Here is a 21,476-nt window from a genome sequence, read left to right on the forward strand (position 1 = left end):
CTCAGTTGGACTGGGCCCAAGCCATCAGTTGCGCCCTGGTCGAAAGATTCAACGCTGTCTTCACGTTGTGCACGTGAGACTCCACGGTTCGGTGGGAGATCCCGAGCTTCGCCGCGATCTGAGCGTTGGTCATGCCCTGCGCCACCAGTTCGACGACCATGCGCTGCCGGTCGCTCAGCACGGTGTCGCGCACGATCTCCTTGTCCAGCGCGGTTTCCACGGCGTGCCGCACGTCCATCGCCTGCCCCGCGCTCACGGCCCTGGTGAAAGCCGCGCGGGACAAGGACTCCCGTGCCACGTCCAGCGCGGCGTCCAGTTTCCCGCGCCACCACGGTTCCGCCGGAAAAGCCCACGCCACGCGCATCTGCTGGCAGGCGGCCAACAGGCGCACGCCGCGCTCGTGCCGTCCGGACGCCATGGCGACCAGGCCACAGCCCTCGACCGCCTCCAGCACCGCGCGCGGCAGGTTCGCCGCGATCCGCGCGCTCTCGGCGAACCGTGCCGCCGCCGTCGTCACATCGCCTCGTTCCAAGGCGATGCAGCCGGACGTGTGCACCGCGATGGCCACGACATCCGGGCGCGCATGGGCTTTCAGCGCGGGCAACGCGGCTTCCACCAGCACACCGGCGCCGTCGACGTCACCCTGCTTCAGCAGTGACCAACTGAGATTCTGGCTCGACACAGCGACACTCACGTCGTTGCCGTTACGTACGCCGTGCTCGATCGACTGGCGCAACGCCCACGCGGTGTTCGGCACATCGCCCACGCCTTCGTAAGCGCTCGCTAACGTGCGGTAGAGCCTGCACATGACCAACTGCTGCCCACCGGCTTGCGCGGTCTCGACCGCTTCCATCGCGTACTTCACCGCTTCGTCGCGCCGCTCCTCGCACACCGCCAGCAGCGACGCGTACTCCAGCGCGAGAACCCGGTAGCGGGCCTGCGCGGACGACTGGTCCAGCACCTGCATCAGCACCGCGCCCGCCTCGGCGTAGTAGCCGCGGTCGAAGCACACCCTCAGCAGCATCGTGGCGAGCATCAACCGGCGTTCATCGTGCGCCGCCACCAAATGGGCGAACGCGTACGCCACGTTGTCGTACTCCTGGTGCAGCGCCGTGAGCTGCTCGGGCGCGAGGATCGACGACGTGACGCCGGGTTCGCCCTTCTCGCTGAGCCACGCGATGATCCGTTCGGCCGTCACGCCGTACTCGCCGTGCTCTACCAGACGTTCCTCCGCGTAGAGCCGCACCGACTCGAGCATCCGGAAGCGGCCGTCGTTCTCCCGCACCACCAGCGACTTCGCCTGCAACGCCGTGAGCAGGCCGATCACCGTGCCGCCGTGCACGACCTGGGCGATCTCGAGCCCGAACCCGCCCGGCAGCAACGCGAGCCTTCGGAAGAGCTCTTTCTCGTACGTGGTCAACAGGTCGTGGCTCCACGCGATGGCCGCGCGCAGACTCTGGTGCCGCGACTGCTCCTCGGCGTCGCTGAGCAGGTCTAGCCGGTGGTCGAGGCGGTTTGCGAGCTCGCACAGCGGCACGGTCCGCGAGAGCCGCGCGGCCAGCTCCACCGCGAGCGGGACACCGTCGAGCCGCGCGCAGATCGCCGCGATCGCGTCCTGGTCGCCCTGCACGCCGGCGCGTTCGGCGAAGAGCCGCACGGCGTCCCCGTCCATCCCGTGCACCGGGTAGACGGCCTCGCCGATCGCTCGCAGCGCTTCCCTGCTGGTGGCGAGAATCTGCACTCCTGGACAGCGCGACAGGAGCGCGTCCACGACGGCGCACGACTCCTCGACGAGGTGCTCGCAGTTGTCGACCAGCAAAAGGATTCTTCTGTTCGAGAGCTCCTGCAGCAACGTGGTCCGCAGCGCGACGCCCGCGTGCTGGTACACCCCAACGGCTTCGGCGAACGCCTGCACCACCTGGTCGGGCCTGCTCAGCTTGCCCAGCTCGACCGTGCGAACCTCGGTCTTCCTGGAGCGTTTCGCGAGCTCGACCGCGAGCCTCGTCTTGCCGACCCCTGCCGCTCCGACGAGCGTGAGCATCCTGTGCTTGCGCAGCAACGAAAGCAGCTCCGCCAGCTCGGTCTCACGACCGACGAACGCGTCCCCGTAACCGGGCACCTCGGCGACCACAGTGGACGTACCCGCGGACCGCTGACGGTAGGCGCGCTGACGGCACGCGTTCGAGCAGTACCGCGCCCGCGACGGCAGGGGCGCGAATTCCGTGCCACAGCTCGCGCAGGTGCCCATCCCACGAGACTACGACCGTTTTGGCGTCTCAATTGGAAAGTGTGTGAAGGTCGACCTCGAGAGTGGTCCCGGAAAGGAGCTCCGCGAGCTCGATCCGATCTTTGGATTTGTTGCGCCAGCCGCTCCGAATCCGCTCGACCACCTGCGTCTTCGTGGTGTCCGCGGCCTCGGCCTTGATCACGATGTCCTTGCCGTTCTCCAGGTGGACCACGGCCCCGCGGAACTGGGGAGCGTGTGGCACGAACTCGCCAGTTCCGGGCACCGCGGGGTACATCCCGAGCGCGCTGAACACGTACCAGGCCGACATGGTGCCGAGGTCGTCGTTGCCCGTGACGCCGGCGGGCCCGTTCACGAACAGCGTCTGCGCGGCCCTGACGACCACCGACGTCTTCTCGGGCCTGCCGATGAGCGCGTACATCCACGGAGCGTGCAGATCCGGCTCGTTGTTCGGGTTGTACCTGAACTGGTTGTAGTAGTCGTACGGCCCGACAACCCACTTCTCCCGCACGGTCCTCGCCGGGTCTGTCAGCAGATCCTGGTAGGCGAAGAAGTCGTCGAGCCTGGCCTCGGCCGCCGCCTTGCCGCCCAGCGCGGTGATGAGGCCGGGTATGTCGTGCTGGACCAGCCATTGGTACTGCCACGCCGTACCTTCGTGGAACCCTTCCGGCCCCTGCGGCGTGAACGGGGTGAGCCACGCACCGTTGCCCAGCTTCGGCCGCGGAAAGCCGGTGAAGCCGCGGTCGGTGACGCTGTGGTCCCAGAGGGTGCGGTGGTTCTCACCACGCTTCTTGAGCCGCTCGGCATCTTCCTTGTGGCCGAGCCCCGCGGCCATGATCGCCAGCGTGGCGTCGGCCAGCGCGTACTCGAGGGTCGCCGACGCTCCGTGGTGCGGGTCGGTGTCCTGCCCCTTCTTGGGAAAGTTCTTGTCGTACTGGACGAACCCGTTCTTGAGGTAGCTCGGGTTGCCGGACCGCCCCTGGAACCGCGACTGTTGCGGCGGGACGCCGTCGACGTTCTGCAGCAGCGCCCGGTAGGCCTGTTCCTCCAGCCCCTTGAGGTGCCCGAAGCGCCACAGGTCGACCAGGAACGGCGTGACCGGGTCACCGGTCATGCAGTTGGTCTCCTGGTTGGCGTAGGCCCAGCGCGGAAGCCAGCCACCCTGCTCGTGAATCTTGAGGATGCTCTGCGCGATGTCCTTCGCGCGTTGGGTTCGCAGTAGCGCCAGCAGCTGGTTGTGGGCGCGGTAGGTGTCCCAGAGCGAGTAGTACTCGTAGTACGTCCAGCCCTCGGCTTTGTGGATCTGGTTGTCGAAGCCCCGGTACCGGCCGTCCTGGTCGCTGCCGGTGAGCGGCTGGAGCAGGACGTGGTACAGCGCGGTGTAGAAGACCGCCCTTTCGTCCCAGTCCTCGGTGTCGATCTCGATGCAGCCGAGTTCCTTGCGCCAGGCGTCCTGGGCTTCGTTGCGGATCTCGTCGAAGGACTTGCCGCTCGTTTCCTGGTTCAGGTTGTTCGTGGCGCCCTGCTCGTCCACTTGCGACAGTGCGGTGTACGCCGTCACCGGGCCCGGTTCGAAGGTGACCCACGCACCCCTGAGACCGGCGCCGCCGGCTGATTCCCGTTGCCCGGGCCTGGGTCCTGTCGGGGTCCAGGTGCCGAACTCCTTGAAGGGGCGGTCGAACCTGGTGGTGAAGTAGGTGACGTACGGACGGCCACCGCAGAACGCCTGGGTCTCCACGGTTCCGGTGAGGGTGCGGTCGTCGACCACCCTGACACTGCTGGCCGACACGGGCTCCTTGTCGTTGGCCTGGCCCGTGTTGATCAGAAGCGTGCCGCTGATGCCGCCGCCCCAGGTGTAGCGCTCCACGCCGGCCCTGGTGGTGGCGGTGCACTCGACGGTGATGTCGCGGTCGAGCCTGACCTTGTAGTAACCGGGTTTACCGATCTCGCCGTCGTGCGTGTACCTGGTGGCGTAACGCTTGTGGTCGAGACTGGTCGGCAGCGAGCCGAAGGTGGGGAGGATCGGAACCAGGCCGCCCTGCTCCCAGCACCCCGCGCCGGACAGGAAGAAGTGGCCGAAACCGCGGATCATCGGGTCGTCGTAGCGGTAGCCCGCGTAGTGGGAGCCGACGGGGCTGGAGTGGGCCTTGCCGAAGGGCATGGACGCGCCGGGGAACGTGTTGCCCTCGTCCTTTGTGCCGATGAACGTGTTTACCGACTCAATGGGATCCAGATCGTCCACGCGGTCCAGCGTAGTTGGATCTCTGGGGGATTTCTGGGGGTGAGGTGTGGTCCGGTCGGGTGGTCCGGGGTGGGTGGTTGCTTCCGGGGGCTGGTGGTGGTCACCTTGCTTCGGCTGGTCACGATCCAGCGGAGTGGTCACCGGTGCGGGCCGGTCGCCTTGCGTTGGTGGGCACGTCATGACCGGTTGCCCAATTCCGCATTGCCTCAAGACTACTCGGATTCGCTATCGCGCGATAGGCATGCGGAGCCATCGTGCGATAACCGTGCGGAATTCGCCTTCGGCTTCACCTCGGGCAGGCCGCAGCCAATTCGCGCGAGCTCGTTGGCGTTGGCGTGAATCCTTTTGGTGCGTGGAGCAGGTTGCGTCTGGGCCTTCGGAGCCGGTCCAGCCACGCAGGCGGATAGAACACCGGTATACCGGCCGCCATTTTCACTTCCCACTCGCTTTGGTGGATGAGCGTGTGGTGGTGACGGCAGAGCAGGACGGCGTTGTCGACAGAAGTGCCGCCGCCGTCGGCCCAGTGGTGGATGTGGTGGGCGTCGCAATGTCTGGGTGGCCGGGTGCAGCCGGGGAAGGCGCAGCCTCGGTCTCTCGCGACTAGGACTCGGCGGATTCCGGCGGGGAAGCTTCGGGTCTTGCGGCCGATGTCCATCGGTTGCGACTTGTCCCCGAGCAGGAGCGGGATGATGCCCGCATTGCAGGCCAGCTGGCGGACCTGGCTGGCCGGGATGCGCTCGCCGTTGTCCAGCATCGCCTGGCCCACCCGCTCGGCGAGGTCGTCGTAGCTCATCGTCACGGTCAAGGTGACCGGCTCGCCGCCGTGCTCGGGCAACTGGTCGGCGCGCAGCACCAGGTTGACCAGCTCGGCGAAGGCGTCGCCCTCGCGCTCGGCCCGCGAGCGCAGGTCCGGGCCTTCCTCCGGCGTCTCCGGGCGCGGCTTGGCCAGCGGGTCCAGCGCCGCCTCGTAGGCCATGCCGGTGACCTTGTCGAGCAGCATCTTGACCTCGAGCTGCTGCCCGCCCTTCCTCCAGCGCTTCACGTGCTGGTTGACCAGCGGCTCCGGATCGGGATCACGAGGTTCCGGGTCGTTCTGGTAGAGCGCGTAGGCCAGCTTCTCGCCGAACTTGGGTATCGCGGCGGGCACGTGCTCGCGAGCGAAGTCCACCATGGCGGCCTCAGCTTCGGCGGGCAGGTGCTCCATCGCCCTGGCGAGCGCCGCGACGTGCTCGATCGACAACGCGCCCTCGGCCACGGCCTCGGCGGTCACGGGAAGTTCGGGGGCGAGTTCGCTGCCCGTGGGAGTGATCGTGCTGTTCAGCAGGGCGGCGCTGGCGACCCATTTCTGGGCTTCGTGACCATCCCAGCGAACTGCATCACGCAACACGTGCGCCAAATTCTTGTAACCGAGCTCGGCGGCAGCACCACGCCGATCCAACTCGGCGACCATCTTCATGATCCTGTCGTCACGAATCCGACGCTCCACCACTTCCTCGACAAAGCTGCGCAACAGCTCGCCGGTGGAAGGAAGCCGGGTTTCGCTCACGTGTTCTACTCTACCGCAAGATCACAGGACTATAACGCAAGAAATTGAACACGAAGGTGTGAACCATCCGCTTGTGGCGATCGATGGGTCTCCTTACGTCCGGACCTTTAAGGCCGATAAAGCACCTTGCAAGAGGCCCAAGGTCAAGTCCCAATCGCAATCGTCGCGAAGCGGCGATGAAATGATCCGGCCCGTCAGGACCCACCGAGCCGACCGGCCCAACTCAAGGCTGGGCCGGGGTGCCACCGCCGCCGCTCGGCACCCCGGCCCAGGTGAGACCGGATCTGAGCACCGCCGCCGCCAAGTCACGGAGCTCAGACCCGGAGTTCGCGGGAGCTACCGGCGAGCCCCCAGGAAGATGTTGCCCTCGGTCGACAGGTAGTGGCTGGTGTAGTCGAACCGGCGCGAGTCGCTGAAGATCAGCCAGTAGTACTTCAGCTGCTCCGACCACCAGTACCCGGGACAGAAGTCGCCCTGAGCGCCCGTCGTGACGTCCCGCAGGATCGTGTACCCGTAGTTGGTGCGAGAGGTCCGCTTCATCTCCTGGTAGTGCCGGTACGCGCGCTCGCGGTACACCTCGTCACGCGTCGCCAGCCACAGGAAGAAGGCACCGTCCGCGTACTCGGGCCGAAGCTGGTTGCCGACAGAGGTTGCGCGCAGAGACGTGTAGTTGATGCCCTCGGGCAGAACGCCATAGCGATCCTGAACCGCCGTCCAGGAGTCGTGGTACGAACGGCCGCGCGCCACATCCCCGCTCTCGGCCAGCAGCCCGCCGAAGAACGCCGCCAGCTCGCTCTGGGTCCGCGAGTCACGACGGCCGGTGAAAGCGTCGACCTGAGCGAACCAAAGGCGGCCCGAGGCCACATCGGTCTGGTAGCGCAGGATCGCCCGCAGCAACACGTCCCACCACGCCTTGAGGTCGCGGTCACCGAACAGGTGCCAGCCGTCCCACAGGTACTCGTAGTAGGAGTCGGCGGGCGGGCCGATGGTGGCGACGCGGTTGCGCCAGGCGCCGGTTTCGGCGTGCACGTCCCACGGCAGCAGGTCCAGGGAAGTCCGGCGGTCGAAGGTGTACTTGAAGGCCTTCTTGGCCGCGTTGTAGTACTTGCGGTCGCCGGTCCACTTCGAGAGCGAGCCGAGCTCCGTGATGTAGGTGCCGGTTTCGGCGAGGTTCGTCTCCGGTGAGGAGACGGCGCCCGTGCGCAGATTCACGTAGCGGTAAGGGATTCCGGTCGGTGACTTCGTGAAGGCGACCAGCAGGCGGTCGCCCAGGTCGCGTGCCAGGGACAGCAACGCGGGGTCTCCGCTGACGTGGTAGGCCGACAAGAGGCCGCCCAGCATGCGGATGTTCGTTTCGAAGACCTGGAACGAGGCGTCCACGTCGAAGGACAGGTGGGACTTGACCCAGCGGACGCCCTCGGCGAACTCGGCGTCGAGTTCCATGAGCCACAGGGTGTCCAGGGCTTCCACGATCGTGAGGCCCATCGGGTGGCCGTCGACGAAGAACTCTTCGGAACCGCCCGACACCGGCTTGATCTGGTCGTGGCCGAACGCGTGGTCCACATAGGACCGCCAGGCCCAGCGGACCTCGGACCGCACGTCCTCGGCGACGGCTCGCCAGCCACCGGGTGGCGGTGCCAGGGCTTGTGCGCCAACGGAAGGAGCCGCGCCGGCGTCGGACGAGGGAGGTGGCGCGGACGGAGATGGTTGAGCGGCTGCAACACCGGGCACGCCGGCAAGTCCGGCGGCTCCGAGGAGGCTGAGAACGCTTCGGCGTGGCAGGTCACGCATAGCAGTTGCTCCCCTCTGGCTGACAACGCTGTCTGTCACCAGATCCTTGCGGAGCGCACACGGGGACGGTCAAGACCACCGGTGTCACTTGTCCTGTTCAGGACACCAAGTGAGAAAATGAAGAGCCGCTTGACCGGTTCCGGAACGGTTGACAAGCCGGTAAAGCCGGGGTGAGATACGGCCACTATGACAACGTTGTCCCCCAGCGGCCCTGTTGCCGGTCAGCGCAAGGTACGTCGCGCGACGATGAACGACGTCGCACGGCTGGCGGGCGTGAGCATCAAGACCGTCTCGCGCGTGGTCAACGACGAGCCGGGCGTGCACCCGTCCACCGCCGAGCGCGTGCTCGCGGCCATCGACCAGCTCGGGTTCCGGCGGAACCTGAGTGCCCGCAACCTGCGCCGGGGGTCGTCCACCGGCACGATCGGGCTGGTGCTGGAGGACGTCGGCAACCCGTTCTACTCCGGCGTGACCCGCGCTGTCGAGGAAATCGCCCGACTGCGAGGCCGTCAGGTGATCTCCGGGTCGTCCGACGAGGATCCCGGCCGTGAACGCGAGCTGGCGCTGGAGTTCTGCAGCCGCCGCGTCGACGGGCTGCTGATCGTGCCCGCCGGACTGCAGCACAGCTATCTGGTGCCGGAGATGCGCGCGGGCACGCCCGTGGTGTTCCTGGACCGGCCCGCGGGCGACGTCGTGGCGGACACCGTGCTGGTGGACAACATCGGCGGCACCGTCGAGGCCGTCACCCATCTGGCTGCTCATGGGCATCGCCGCATCGCGTTCCTCGGCGACGCACCGGACATCTTCACCGCCAACGAGCGCCTGCGCGGCTACCGCGAGGGCTGCGTCAGAGCCGGCATCGGCTACCACGAGGAGCTGGTGGCGATGGGACCGCACGACGACAGCAGCGTGGTGACCACCCTCCAACGGCTGCAGAGCATGCGCGAACCCGCGACGGCGATCGTGGCCGGCAACAACCGCATCACCGTGAACATCCTGCGCGCGCTCGCAGGCGTCGCGGAACGGCCCGCCCTGGTGGGCTTCGACGACTTCGAGCTCGCCGACCTGCTGTCGCCGCCGGTGACCGTGATCGCGCACGACGCGAGCGCGCTCGGCAAGGCGGCCACCGATTTGTTGTTCGCCCGCTTGGACGGCGACAACTCACCACCGCGCCGCGTCGTGCTGCCGGTGCGCTTGGTGCCACGAGGATCCGGGGAGGTCCACGCGTGAGTTCTGGTGTGCTCCACCAGCCTGTCAACCTGCCGGCGAACCAGCCGAAGCAGTTCTACCGCGGCGGCGAGGCGATCGCCGCGTTGCGCGGTGGCACCAGCGGCGACTTCGGCCCTGAGGACTGGGTGGCGTCGACGACGACGCTGTACGGCCGCAGCGACGCCGGGTTGACAACGTTGCCGAACGGCGTGCTGCTGCGCGACGCCGTCGAGGCGGACCCCACCGGGTGGCTCGGCCCTGACCACGTGGCGAAGTTCGGCGCCGACACGGCGTTGCTGGTGAAGCTGCTCGACGCGGGCCAGCGCCTGCCCGTGCACTGCCACCCGTCGAACGCCTTCGCGTCCTCGCACCTGAACTGCCGCCACGGCAAGACGGAGGCGTGGATCGTCATCGGCACGACCGGCTCGGACCCGACCGTCTACATCGGATTCCGCGAGGACGTCCCGGCGGACGTCGTCGCCGACTGGGTCGCCACGCAGAACACGCAAGCGATGCTCGACGCGCTGAACCCGGTCCGCGTCCGGGCCGGTGACACGGTCTACGTGCCCGCCGGTGTGCCGCACGCGATCGGCGAGGGCGTGTTCATCGTCGAACTGCAGCAGCCCACGGACTTCTCGGTGACGCTGGAGTGGCAGGGTTTCCTCGCCAACGGCGACATCGGCCACCTCGGCCTCGGCTACGACGTCGCGCTGGACTGCGTCGACCGGCACGGCTGGGCCGGGCAGCTGGACAAGCTCGTGCGCCAGACGTCCGAGAAGTGGGCGCCGTCGGTCGATCTCCTCGGCCACGACGCGGACCCGTTCTTCCAGGCCGACCGCCTGCACGTGGAGGGCTCCTTCGCACTGGAGCCGTCGTTCGCCGTGCTGGTGGTGCTGGAGGGGTCAGGCCAGCTCGGTGAGCTGGAGGTGCACAAGGGCAGCACCGTCGTCGTGCCGCACGCGGCAGGCGAGCTCGGGCTGACCGGTGACCTGGTGGCGATCCGCTGCCGACCGCCCGTACTGTCCACAGTGGAGGATGTGTCGCCATGAGCCAGCCGTTGCTGGAGGCTCGTGATCTCACGAAGAACTACGGCACCGTGGAAGCTCTCCGCGGTGCCTCGTTCACCGCCTATCCCGGCGAGGTCGTGTCGCTCATCGGCGACAACGGCGCGGGGAAGTCCACCCTGGTGAAGTGCCTGTCCGGGGTGGAACAGCCGACCAGCGGGACTCTGCTGTTCGACGGCAGACCGCTCAGGCTGACCTCTCCCAACGACGCCCGCGACCGGGGCATCGAGACGGTGTTCCAGGACCTCGCGGTCGCGCCGGACCTCGACCCGGCCGCGAACATGTTCCTGGGCAGGGAGATCCTCAAATCCGGTCCGCTCGGCTGGCTGGGCGTGCTGGACAAGAAGGCGATGCGTCAGCAGGCGGCGGAGCACTTCGCCCGCTTCGGCGCAACACTGCAGAGCATCGACGTGCCGATCGCGGCATTGTCCGGTGGCCAGCGCCAGTCCGTCGCGGTCGCGCGATCGGTGGCCTGGGCGTCAAAGCTCGTGTTCATGGACGAGCCGACCGCCGCACTCGGTGTGGTGCAACGGGAACGCGTGCTGGAAGTGATCAAGCGCGTGCGCGACGAGGGCATCGCCGTGGTGCTGATCTCGCACAACATGCCCGAGGTGCTGTCGGTGTCCGACCGGGTCGAGGTGCTGCGCCTCGGCCGGCGGGTCGCCCGTTTCAAAGCCGCGGACACGACCGTGGAAGAGCTCGTCGGCGCGATGACCGGCGCACTGTCGCAAGAGGACGCTGCGTGATGACAGATACGAAGACAACGTTGTCTACGGACCTGAACGACGAGCGGCGCACCCCGCTGATCAAGCGGCTGACCGGGGCGAACACGCTGTGGATCGGCCTGGTGCTGCTGGTACTGGTCGCGGTGTTCGGCGCGATCCGCCCGGACGCCATCTTCCAGGTGACCACGCTGCAGTTCCTGCTCGCGGAAACCGCTGTGCTGCTGGTGCTCTCGGTCGGCATGACGTTCGTGATCATCACGTCCGGCATCGACCTGTCCGTCGGCTCGGTGCTGGTGTTCGCGAGCGTCACCTCGGCGCTGGCGATGAACAAGGTGTCTGGCGGCGACGCGACGAACGCCGGCTGGGGCGTCATCGCCTACGGCCTGCTGGTCGCGGTCGTCAGCGGCGCGGCCTGGGGCCTGCTCAACGGCCTGCTGATCTCGCGCGCGAAGATCCCGCCGCTGATCGTGACGCTGGGCTCGTTCGGCGCGGCGCAGGGCGCGGCCCTGTTGCTGAACAACGGTTCCAACGTGTCCGGCATCCCGGACAAGCTGAACACCACCTTCGGTTCCGGCACGTGGTTCGGCATCCCGAACATCGTGATCGTGGCCGCGATCGTCACCGCGCTCGGCGCGCTTCTCCTTTCCACAACGCGTTTCGGCCGCTACACCTACGCGGTCGGCTCGAACGAGGAAGCGGCCAGGCGCGTCGGCATCTCGGTGCGCAACCACCTCACCAAGGTGTACCTGCTCGCGGGAACCCTGGCGGGTCTCGCGGGTTTCATGGGCAACGCGTTCTTCCGGGTCGCGGTCGTCACCGGCCACGAGACGGACAACCTGAACGCGATCGCCGCCGTGGTGCTCGGCGGAACGAGCATCTTCGGCGGCATGGGTTCGGTGCTGGGCACGGTCTTCGGCGTGTTCATCCCGGCGGTGTTGGAGAAGGGCCTCGTGATCATCGGGGTCAGGGAGTTCTGGCAGCCGATCGCCGTAGCGATCGTGCTGGTGGCCGCCGTGTGGCTGGACCAGACACGGCGGCGGGCGCGCAACCAACGTTAGGGAAAGGTGCTGGACCAATGAAGATCCGCTCCGCAGTGGCCGTCTCGGCCGCTTTCCTGCTCGCCGCGTGTGGCGGAGGCGGGCAGATTGGTGACTCGGGTTCGGGCAACTCGCCCGCGAACAAGAAGCTGGTGCTGATTCCCGGCATCACGGCCGAACCGTTCTACATCTCGATGCAGTGCGGCTTCCAGGACGCGGCCAAGGCGGCGGGCTACGAGTTCGACACGCAGGCCCCGGCCAAGTTCGACGCGGCCCAGCAGACCCCGATCGTCACGGGCATCCTGGCCTCCAAGCCCGCGGCGGTGCTGATCGCGCCGACCGACGACAAGGCCATGGCCGGCCCGATGAAGCAGCTCAAGGACGCGGGAATCAAGGTCATCGAGGTCGACACCAAGCTCCAGGACACCTCGATCGCCTCGTCCACCATCTCGTCCAACAACGAGCAGGGCGGTAAGCTCGCCGCCGAGACGATCAACAAGCTCGCGGCCGGCAAGTCCGGCTCGGTGCTGGTGCTGAACACCAAGGCCGGCACGTCCACGACCGACGCCCGCGCCAAGGGCTTCGAGGACGCCATCAAGGCCTACCCGAACCTCAAGTACATCGGGCAGCAGTACACCGACAACGAGCCCGCCACCGCGGCCTCGAAGGTCACGGCGACGCTGGCCGCGAACCCGGACCTGATCGGCGTGTTCGCCACCAACCTCAACACCGGTGAGGGTGCGGCGACCGGTCTGCGCAACGCCGGCAAGACCGGTGCGGTGAGCCTGGTCGGGTTCGACGCCTCGCCCAAGCAGGTGCAGGACCTGCAGGGCGGCACCGTGCAGGCCCTGATCGCCCAGGACCCCGGCACGATCGGCAAGCAGGGTGTCGAGCAGGCACTGGCCGCGATCGACGGCAAGCCGAACAAGCGCAACATCGAGACCGACCTCGTCGCCATCACGAAGGACGACGCGTCGGCCAACTCGAAGTACTTCTACAAGCAGTCCTGCTGAGTTCCTGACCCACGTTGGGCCGCTCCCTTCCCAGGGGGCGGCCCTTCGGCCGTTCGGGGCATTTGACCGAGTTGGCGTACGACCAGAGTTGTACGCGTCAGTCACCCTCCGGTGGATGTCCGGCGCCTCCAAACGCGATGAGCTAGGTGCACATCGGAGGGGGCACCGAATGCATCGAAGGAAAGTCGCGGTGGCGTTGGCCGTCGTCACGGCAACGTCGCTCGTCGCACCTCAGGCTCAGGCAAGTGTTCAAGAGATCCAGTGGCAGAAGTGCTTCGACACCCTGCCACCGGGCCTCCCACCAGGCTCGGAACGGTTGGAGTGCGGCAGCTTCGCCGCGCCGATGGACTGGAACAACCAGGGCAACGGCAAGACCATCACCATCGCCGTCAGCAGGCTCAAACCCCGCGACGGCACCGCGAAGTCGACCGTCTTCACCAACCCTGGCGGACCCGGCGGGCCTGGCCGCACGCTGCCGCTGGTCTACCTCGACCGGCCGAAGCTCAGCGAGAACGCCGAGATCATCGGCATCGACCCGCGCGGGACAGGTGCCAGCAGCAACGTCACGTGCGGCGGCTACACCGCGGAGGGCGTCACCGACCCGCGCGACCGCAGCAAGGCCAACCTCGACCTGCTCTACGGCTCCATGCAGCTGCACGCGAAGTTCTGCCAGACCAAGTCCGGCGAACTCGGCCGCTACATCACCACCGACCAGACGGTGAAGGACCTAGACCTGCTGCGGCAGATCCTGCGCAAGCCCAAGGTCAGCTGGCTCGGCTACTCCGGCGGCAGCTGGATGGGCGCCTACTACGCCACCTACTTCCCCAAGACGCTGGACAAGATCGTGCTGGACTCCAACGTCGAGTTCACCGGCCCGTGGCAGCCGGTGTTCGACGACTGGGGCATGGGCTTCGAGCGGCGGTTCCGCGTCGACTTCCTGCCGTGGGTGGCGAAGTACGACAACGTCTACCACCTCGGCAAGACCGGCGAGGAAGTGCGCCAGGCGTACGAACGCACGCGCGCCAAGCTGAGCGAACAGCCAGTCATGCGTCCGGAAGGCGTCTACTACCCGGTAACGCTCGACTTCCTGCTGCGAGGCGCCCTCTACACCAAGGAGGCGTTCGCCGGCGCCGCACAGACCCTGGCCGAGCTCGCGGGTGCGGTGCAACCGCAACTGACAGCGCAGGCCACCTACCCGGACGCGCAGAACGGCACGGCGTACTCGATCGTCTGCAACGACACGCCGTTCCGCGGTGACCGCGACTACCTTGAGCGAGATGGCGCACGGGACGGCGCCAAGTGGCCGCTCGTCGGTTACTACCAGATCATGGGTCCCTGCGCGTTCTGGGACCGACCGAACGTGAACCTCAAACACCCCAACGGAATCGGCGTCGCGCCGACGTTGATGGTGCAGTCGGTGCGCGACCCGGCGACGCCGCTCGAAGGTGCACGGAAAGCGCACCGGAACTTCAACAACTCCGTCCTGCTCACCGTTGAGGATGAGGGCGACCACGGCATCTACGGGTTCGGCAACAAGTGCGTGAACGACATCGTCGAGAGCTACCTCGTCGACGGCGTCACACCCGCGAAAGACCTGACGTGCCCTGGAGTTCCGCTGCCCGCACCTGGCGAGACCGCGCAGAACCCGCTCACGAAAGCACGGCAGCTCGCCTCCCGGCTCGGTTGGTAGAAGAGGGGAAACCGATGCATTGCAAGAGAATCGCAGCAGCTCTGGCCGTCGTGACGGCGACGAGCCTGTTCGTCGTACCTCAAGTTCAAGCGAGTCCTGCCCAGACCATCAAGTGGCAGAAGTGCTTCCAGGAAGTGCCACCCGGCCTCCCGCCCGGCAGCGAACGCCTGGAGTGCGGCAGCTTCACCGCTCCGATGGACTGGAACAACCCCGGCAACGGCAAGACCATCACCATCGCGGTCAGCCGCCTCACGCCGAGCAACGGCACGGCCAAGACCACCGTCTTCACCAACCCCGGCGGCCCAGGCGGTGAAGGCCGCTCGCTGCCGCTGGTCTACCTCGACCGGCCGAAGCTCAGCGAGAACGCGGAGATCATCGGCATCGACCCGCGCGGAACGGGTGCCAGCAGCAACGTCACCTGCGGCATGTACCAGACGATCGGCTCGACGGACCCGCGCGACCGCAGCAAGGCCAACCTCGACCTGCTCTACGGCGGCATGGAGCTGCAGGCGAAGTTCTGCCAGACCAAGTCCGGCGAGCTCGGCCGCTACATCACCACCGAGCAGACCGTCCGCGACCTCGACCTGCTCCGCCAGCTCCTCGGTCGAAAGAAAGTCAGCTGGCTCGGCTACTCCGGCGGCAGCTGGATGGGCGCCTACTACGCCACCTACTTCCCGAAGACGCTCGACCGGATCGTCATCGACTCCAACGCCGAGTTCACCGGGCCGTGGCAGCCGGTGTTCGACGACTGGGGCATGGGCTTCGAACGCCGGTTCCGCGTCGACTTCCTGCCGTGGGTGGCGAAGTACGACTCCATCTACCACCTCGGCAAGACCGGCGAGGAAGTCCGCCAGGCCTACGAACGCACACGCGCCAAGCTCAAGGAGCAGCCCGTCACGCAGCCGGAGGGCGTCTACAACGAGGTCGCGCTGGACATGACGCTCAGGGCCGCGATGTACAACAAGGGCGCCTTCCCCGATGCCGCCACGACCTTCGCTCAGCTGGCCGGTGCGGTGCCCGCACAGCTGACGGCGCAGGCCAGCTACCCGGACGCCTCGACCGGCACGCTCTACACGATCCTGTGCAACGACACGCCGTTCCACGGCGGCCGGAAGTACCTGGAGCGCGACGCGGTGCGGGACGGCGCGAAGTGGCCGCTCTTCGGGTACTACCAGATCATGGGCCCCTGCGCGTTCTGGGACCGCCCGAACGTGAACCTCAAGCACCCCAATGGAATCGGCGTCGCGCCGACGTTGATGGTGCAGTCGGTGCGCGACCCCGCGACGCCGCTCGAAGGTGCCCAGCGCGCGCACCGGCGTTTCCAGAACTCCGTCATGCTCACCGTCGAGAACGAGGGTGACCACGGCATCTACGGGTTCGGCAACAAGTGCGTGAACGACATCGTCGAGACCTACCTCGTCGACGGCATCGCTCCCACCAAGGACCTGACGTGCCAGGGGATTCCGCTCCCCGCACCCGGTGACGCCACCGCGGGGAACGCGCTCGCGAAGGCGCACCAGCTCGCCGCCCGGCTCGGCTGGTAACCGTCTACAAAGGACGTGCGGTGACACTTGTCATGTGTCACTGCACGTCCTGGCGTAAGCCACAAGTCGCACGTCCCCGCCATCCTTCTGGTGATGTTTCACCGCCGGGGAACCGGTGGACTGGTGCCATGAGAAAGCAGCTGGCGGCCGTGGCCGCCGCGACGGTGGCCACCACGCTGCTCGTCGCACCACAGGCCCTGGCGAGCACCCAATTCGCAAGCCAGGAGATCAAGTGGCAGAAGTGCACCGACGAGCCCGGTTTCGAACGGCTGGAGTGCGGCAGCTTCACCGCGCCGATGGACTGGAACAACGCCGGTAACGGCAAGACCATCACCATCGCGGTCAGCCGCACCGTTCCGTTGAACGGCAAGGCCAAGACCACCGTCTTCACCAACCCGGGCGGCCCGGGCGGCGCGGGCCGCACGTTGCCGCTGATCTACCTCAACCGGCCGAAGCTCAGCGAGAACGCCGAGATCATCGGCATCGACGTGCGCGGCACCGGTGCCAGCGACAACGCCACGTGCGGCGGCTACCAGCACCGGCTCGCGACCGACTGGCGCGACCGGAGCAAGGCCAACCTCGACCTGCTCTACGGCGGTATGGAGCTGCAGGCGAAGTTCTGCCAGGCCAAGTCCGGCGAGCTCGGCCGCTACCTCACCACCGAGCAGACCGTGCGCGACCTCGACCTGCTCCGGCAGGTGCTGGGCCGTGAGAAGGTCAGCTGGCTCGGTTACTCGGGCGGCAGCTGGATGGGCGCCTACTACGCCACCTACTTCCCCAGGACGCTCGACAAGGTCGTCCTCGACTCCAACACCGAGTTCACCGAGTCGTGGCAGAAGGTCTTCAACAACCTCCCCGCCGGAGTCGAGCGCCGGTTCCGCGTCGACTACCTGCCGTGGGTGGCGAAGTACGACAACGTGTTCCACCTCGGCAAGACCGCGGAAGAGGTGCGACAGGCCTACGAGCGGACTCGCAAGAACCTGGCTGAGCAGCCTGTCACGCTCCCGGACGGCACCGTCGTGACGCCGGTCCTGCTGGACGCCCTGATCTTCGCCGGCCTGTACGACAAGGACTCCTTCGAACCCACCACGCTCCTGTGGGGGCAGTTCGCGGGCGGCCCGTCGCTGGCCAAAACCCAGGCGCCCAAGCAGTACCCGGACTCCGTGATGGGCACGCAGATGTCGATCCTGTGCAACGACACCCCGTTCCGCGGCGACCGGAAGTCGCTGGAACGCGAGGACAACAGGAGCGTCAGGCAGTACTCGCTCGTCGGCGGCTACCAGATCACCGGCCCGTGCGCGTGGTGGGACCGGCCGGACGTACACCTGAAGCGCCCCACCGGCAAGGACGTCTCCTCGCTGCTGATGGTGCAGTCGGTGCGAGACCCCGCGACGCCCTACGAAGGCGCACAACGGGCACACAAGAAGTTCGCGAACTCGCGGATGCTGACCGTGCAGGACGAGGGCGACCACGGCATCTACGGGTTCGGCAACGACTGCGTCAGCGCGGTGGTGGAGAGCTATCTCGTCGACGGCGTGGTGCCCGGCAAGGATCTGAGCTGCCCCGGCGTGCCGCTGCCCGCACCCGGTGAGGCCAGGGGCAACCCGCTCACCAAGGCACGCGAGCTGGCGGTTCAGCTCGGCTGGTGAACTTCCAGCACGGCCTCGGACAACGTGGTGTACCAGGCGCTCTCGGTGAACTTCGGGCCGGTCTCCTCGCCCAGGTACAGGTCGATGTGCCGGTTCCCGCCGAGCCCCGGCGTGAACTCGTCGGTGATCTCCCACGACGAGGACGCGAGCTTGCGGCACACAGCGGAGTCGACGTTCTCGCCCTCGGTCGTCTGTCCACACGAGACGAGCTTGATCCGTGACCCCGTCTTCAACCCGTCGGCGGCCGCGGAGACGAAGGGACGAAGAGGCTTGCCGAACGAGTCACGGGGCTCGGAGTCGAGCCAGTAGCCCTTGTCGTAGGACCAGTTGAGATACCGGCCGGAGGCGGTCCGGCCGGTACCTTCATCCTTCACCGCCTTCGCGAACGACTGCGGGAAGTTTCCGAGCAGGTCGTTGCCGTGCTCGCAGTCGATGACCGGGCATCCCCGCACGGGCACCGACGGTCCGCTGTGGAACGACTCGACCGCCGTGTAGTAGACGGTGACCTGCCAGCCCTCGTCCGTCGAGGGCGAAGGTGCGCTGCCACCGCCGGCAGAGGAGCACCCGGCCAGAGCCAGGACCACCAGCACGAGAGCCCAGCGCACGACAACCTCCTGGTCGGCCGGGAGATCTCGGGAGATCTCCCGGCCTCTTTCGGATCAGCCGGCCATCACCGTGGCGACGGACGCGAACGTGTAGCCCGCGCTCTTCAGCCCCTGAACGGTCTGCTGCAGGTACCCGGTACCGAGGTACGGGTGGTAGAAGAAGCTCGCGACACCATCATCGACCACCTTGAGCTGTTGCGCCGTCTTGATCAGGTCGGAGGGCAGCCGGGCGGGGTGGTTGTTGAACGGCTCGGGCTCGACGTTGCCCACCGCTTCCGGCGCCACGACGGAGCCGTAGATGTCGCGGACCAGGTACGGGAAGTACTGGCCGTAGATCTTGCCGTAGTCGGGCGTACCGGTGCCGCACGCGCCACCGGGGCAGTACCCGCCGAAGTACAGGCCGCGGTCGTAGCGCTTGCCGAAGTTCTGCTGGATCACCTGGTAGTCCACGGCCGACGCGGCGTAGTGCGGCGGCTCGAAGATGGTCGGCTTGCTGAAGCCCGCCAGCGCGAACTGCGTCGTCGCCGAGTTGATCCGGCCCTGCGCGTACGACGCCGAGTCACCGGGGACCGGGCCGTCGTAGATCACGCTGTTGTTCGCGTCCACGTGGGCCATGTAGAACTCGAAGTCGTTGCCACTGCGGCCGTCGTACGGGTTGATCCGCTTCCCGAACTGGTGCGTGTAGCCGTGCATCAGGATCGTGCCGCCGCGCTGGGTCATGTACCGCAGCGCGTTGACGACCTGCGGCCGCTGCGAGAGGTTCGCCGCCTCCGGCACGCCGTTGTTGTCCGCGCCGAGCGGGTTCTCGAAGCGCGGGTAGACCGCGATCGAGAACGGGATCTTCTGCGCGTACAGGTAGTCCGCGACCGCGCGCAGCTCGTTCGGGTCGGCGTCGGGGCCGACGTCCTCGATGCGCACCAACGCCCGTTTGCGGTCGGCCATCGTCGGGTTCGACACGCGGGAGATCAGGTCCGCGGCGGCCAGGTAGCGGTCACCGTGGTCGACGTAGCTGAACGGGATCTCGCCGATGTAGGTCAGGTTCTTGGCCTTGGTGGCCCAGTTGATCGGCCCGGCCGCCGACCCCGTCGCGATGGCGGGCGCCGACGCGATCGCCGGGTTGGAGATCGTGGTGACCATCAGACCGGACGGCGTGGCCAGCGGATCGCGGCCGAGGTCGGTGTTCTCGTACCGCACCGTGGTCGCCGCGCCGAAGTCGTAGCCGGCCCAGTTCCAGCCGTACGTCCCGGCGAAGTTCGGGGCGCGGGCCGTGAGCTGCCAGATGTTGTGCGCCATCCACAGCACCGGCTTCGTGGTCGCCAGCACGTCGTCGAGGAACGCCACGGGCAGCGGCTCGTCGTACGTCGATCCGATGTAGACGACGCCGGTGTAGCCCGAGATCTCACCGGCGGTGTACGCGCCGACGGGGTGCATGACGTACGGGCTGCCGTGCGAGACGAGGTTGGCCGCCTCCACCCCGTACGCCTCGCCGAGCCACGCCCACTGACCGGTGTTGTCGTACAGCACCAACGTCTTCTGGCCCGCCTTCGCACCAGGTGCGCCGCCACCGTTCGTGCCGGTCGCGGCCGCCTGGGCGGTCGAGGACAGGCCGAGGGTGCCGAGCACCGTCGAGATCACGCCGGGTTGACTGGTGCGCCGCTGGATGCGCGGGCTCGTCGTCGACGGCCTGGCCGGCGGCTTGGGCGGCGCGGGCAGCAGGTTCTCGGTGATCTCGCCCAGGTTCAGGCCGAGCGAGAGATCCGCGGCCTGGGCGGGCGCGGGAAGCATCGCGACCGTCAGGGCAACCCCGGCGGTCAGCGTGAAAAGTCTGCCCTTCATGCCACATCTACCTCTCCCGGCATGCGCACTGTCGCGCTGCCGGCGTAAGGAGCGAATTCAACGGGTCGCTGCTGCTGCAGGCCCAGCAGCCAGGCCAACGCCTGTTCGGTGCGCACCGAGGCGAGCCCGTCGCCGAACGGGTTGCCATCGGCGGTCATCGTCTCGCGCGCGGAGGGGTTGTCGAGCAACCGGCAGGTGAGCTGGGTGATCCGCTCGCGGTCGGTGCCGACGAGCACGGCGCAGCCCGCTTTGACGGCCTCCATCCGCTCGGTCACGTCCCGCAGCACCAGCGCCGGGACGCCGAACGACGGCGCCTCCTCCTGGATGCCGCCCGAGTCGGACAGCACCAGTGTGCACTGGGCGAGCAGCCGGGCCATCTGCGCGTACGGCAGCGGATCGGTGATCGTGACGCGACCGACTCCACCCAGCACGTCCATCACCTGGCGGCGCACGGCGGGATTCGGGTGCGCGGGCAGCACGATCTCGACGTCCGGGCGTGCCTCGACGATGTCCGCCACCGCACGCAGCACGCGGTCGAGCGGTTCGCCCCAGGACTCGCGGCGGTGCGTGGTGACCAGCACGAGCCGCGACTGTCCGGCGTGGACTCTGTTCTCGATCTCCTGCAGCCGCGCGTCGCCGTAGGGCGAGCGCCGGGCCGCCACGTCGAGCACGGCGTCGACCACGGTGTTGCCGATCGTCAGGACGTTGTTGCCCTGCAACGACTCCGCGGCGAGATGCGCGGCGGCGTCCGCGGTCGGAGCGAGGTGCAGCGACGCGAGCTGGCCGACCATCTTGCGGTTCCCCTCCTCGGGGAACGGCGAGGTGAGGTCGTGCGATCTCAGTCCCGCCTCCAGGTGCACGACCGGGATCTGGTGCCAGAACGCGGCGAGCGCCCCCGCGAGCGTCGTCGTCGTGTCGCCCTGGACGAGCACAGCGGCGGGCACGCGTTCGATGAAGAGCCGGTCGAGCTCCTCGATCAGCTGGCTCGTCAGCTCGGCCTGGCCGCCCGTGACGCGGTTCAGCTTGAGCGTGACGTCCGCCGTGAAGCCGAACGACTCCAGGGCCTGGTCGACCATCTCCGGATGTTGGCCGGAGTTCACCACGACGGGCCGGATGCGCCCGCCCGCGAACATCGCGGCGGCGACCGGGGCCATCTTCACTGCTTCAGGACGGGTTCCCGCCACGAGAAAGACCTCGGGAACCTCTCCCCGATGGAACTGACGCGGGCCGGGCACCAGGGCACTTGGTCCCATCTTTTACCTCTTCGGACTCTATTCAGG

The 21,476-nt window shown here is 67.6% G+C and carries 15 protein-coding genes; 8 read left to right on the plus strand and 7 right to left on the minus strand.

Annotated features, from left to right (window positions below):
- Position 1: 1 nt before the first annotated feature.
- The 4 genes from ABZ345_RS26250 to ABZ345_RS26265 all read right to left on the minus strand — a co-directional run bounded on the left by ABZ345_RS26250 (position 2) and on the right by ABZ345_RS26265 (position 7,824).
- The gene (locus tag ABZ345_RS26250; RefSeq protein ID WP_359853902.1) at positions 2 to 2,248 is read right to left on the minus strand and encodes a LuxR C-terminal-related transcriptional regulator; all 2,247 of its coding nucleotides are present in this window, start codon (positions 2,246 to 2,248) and stop codon (positions 2 to 4) included.
- 28 nt (positions 2,249 to 2,276) lie between these two features.
- Positions 2,277 to 4,487 (minus strand): GH92 family glycosyl hydrolase, encoded by a 2,211-nt coding sequence (locus ABZ345_RS26255; RefSeq protein WP_359853905.1) that lies wholly within the window; start codon positions 4,485 to 4,487, stop codon positions 2,277 to 2,279.
- Between the two features lie 286 nt (positions 4,488 to 4,773).
- Complete coding sequence (locus ABZ345_RS26260) at positions 4,774 to 6,033, minus strand: DUF222 domain-containing protein (RefSeq protein ID WP_359853908.1); 1,260 nt, start codon at positions 6,031 to 6,033, stop codon at positions 4,774 to 4,776.
- 336 nt (positions 6,034 to 6,369) lie between these two features.
- Complete coding sequence (locus ABZ345_RS26265; protein ID WP_359853911.1) at positions 6,370 to 7,824, minus strand: glycoside hydrolase family 47 protein; 1,455 nt, start codon at positions 7,822 to 7,824, stop codon at positions 6,370 to 6,372.
- Positions 7,825 to 8,070: 246 nt separating this feature from the next.
- On the opposite strand from ABZ345_RS26265, the gene ABZ345_RS26270 reads away from it, so the two are divergent.
- From ABZ345_RS26270 to ABZ345_RS26305, 8 genes are all read left to right on the plus strand, one after another.
- On the plus strand, positions 8,071 to 9,054 hold the full coding sequence (locus ABZ345_RS26270) for a LacI family DNA-binding transcriptional regulator (protein ID WP_359853912.1): 984 nt from the start codon (positions 8,071 to 8,073) through the stop codon (positions 9,052 to 9,054).
- The gene (locus ABZ345_RS26275; RefSeq protein WP_359853915.1) at positions 9,051 to 10,082 is read left to right on the plus strand and encodes a mannose-6-phosphate isomerase; all 1,032 of its coding nucleotides are present in this window, start codon (positions 9,051 to 9,053) and stop codon (positions 10,080 to 10,082) included. The genes ABZ345_RS26270 and ABZ345_RS26275 overlap by 4 nt, the downstream gene beginning before the upstream one ends.
- Positions 10,079 to 10,843: an ATP-binding cassette domain-containing protein gene (locus tag ABZ345_RS26280; protein WP_359853918.1), complete on the plus strand. Its 765-nt coding sequence runs from the start codon at positions 10,079 to 10,081 to the stop codon at positions 10,841 to 10,843. Before ABZ345_RS26275 ends, ABZ345_RS26280 begins: the two co-directional genes overlap by 4 nt.
- Positions 10,843 to 11,880: an ABC transporter permease gene (locus ABZ345_RS26285; protein WP_359853921.1), complete on the plus strand. Its 1,038-nt coding sequence runs from the start codon at positions 10,843 to 10,845 to the stop codon at positions 11,878 to 11,880. Before ABZ345_RS26280 ends, ABZ345_RS26285 begins: the two co-directional genes overlap by 1 nt.
- 17 nt (positions 11,881 to 11,897) lie before the next feature.
- Positions 11,898 to 12,872: an ABC transporter substrate-binding protein gene (locus tag ABZ345_RS26290; protein WP_359853924.1), complete on the plus strand. Its 975-nt coding sequence runs from the start codon at positions 11,898 to 11,900 to the stop codon at positions 12,870 to 12,872.
- Between the two features lie 169 nt (positions 12,873 to 13,041).
- Entirely contained in the window at positions 13,042 to 14,562 is a 1,521-nt protein-coding gene (locus tag ABZ345_RS26295; RefSeq protein WP_359853927.1) for an alpha/beta hydrolase, read from the plus strand.
- A 14-nt stretch (positions 14,563 to 14,576) separates the two neighbouring features.
- Entirely contained in the window at positions 14,577 to 16,106 is a 1,530-nt protein-coding gene (locus ABZ345_RS26300) for an alpha/beta hydrolase (protein WP_359853930.1), read from the plus strand.
- A 128-nt stretch (positions 16,107 to 16,234) separates the two neighbouring features.
- Complete coding sequence (locus tag ABZ345_RS26305) at positions 16,235 to 17,755, plus strand: alpha/beta hydrolase (RefSeq protein ID WP_359853932.1); 1,521 nt, start codon at positions 16,235 to 16,237, stop codon at positions 17,753 to 17,755.
- On the opposite strand, the gene ABZ345_RS26310 is transcribed toward ABZ345_RS26305, so the two are convergent.
- From ABZ345_RS26310 to wecB, 3 genes are read right to left on the minus strand one after another with little or no spacing between them, the layout of a single operon-like run.
- Positions 17,740 to 18,360, minus strand: a complete 621-nt coding sequence (locus ABZ345_RS26310; RefSeq protein WP_359853935.1) for a hypothetical protein — start codon at positions 18,358 to 18,360, stop codon at positions 17,740 to 17,742. The two genes, ABZ345_RS26305 and ABZ345_RS26310, sit on opposite strands and share 16 nt — an antisense overlap.
- Before the next feature lie 54 nt (positions 18,361 to 18,414).
- Positions 18,415 to 20,196, minus strand: coding sequence for a polysaccharide deacetylase family protein (locus ABZ345_RS26315; protein ID WP_359853938.1), 1,782 nt, complete (start codon positions 20,194 to 20,196; stop codon positions 18,415 to 18,417).
- Entirely contained in the window at positions 20,193 to 21,449 is a 1,257-nt protein-coding gene (gene wecB / locus ABZ345_RS26320) for a UDP-N-acetylglucosamine 2-epimerase (non-hydrolyzing) (RefSeq protein ID WP_359853941.1), read from the minus strand. The genes ABZ345_RS26315 and wecB overlap by 4 nt, the downstream gene beginning before the upstream one ends.
- Positions 21,450 to 21,476 lie beyond the last annotated feature (27 nt).

The sequence above is a fragment of the Lentzea sp. NPDC005914 genome (assembly GCF_040629405.1).
GTDB lineage: Bacteria > Actinomycetota > Actinomycetes > Mycobacteriales > Pseudonocardiaceae > Lentzea.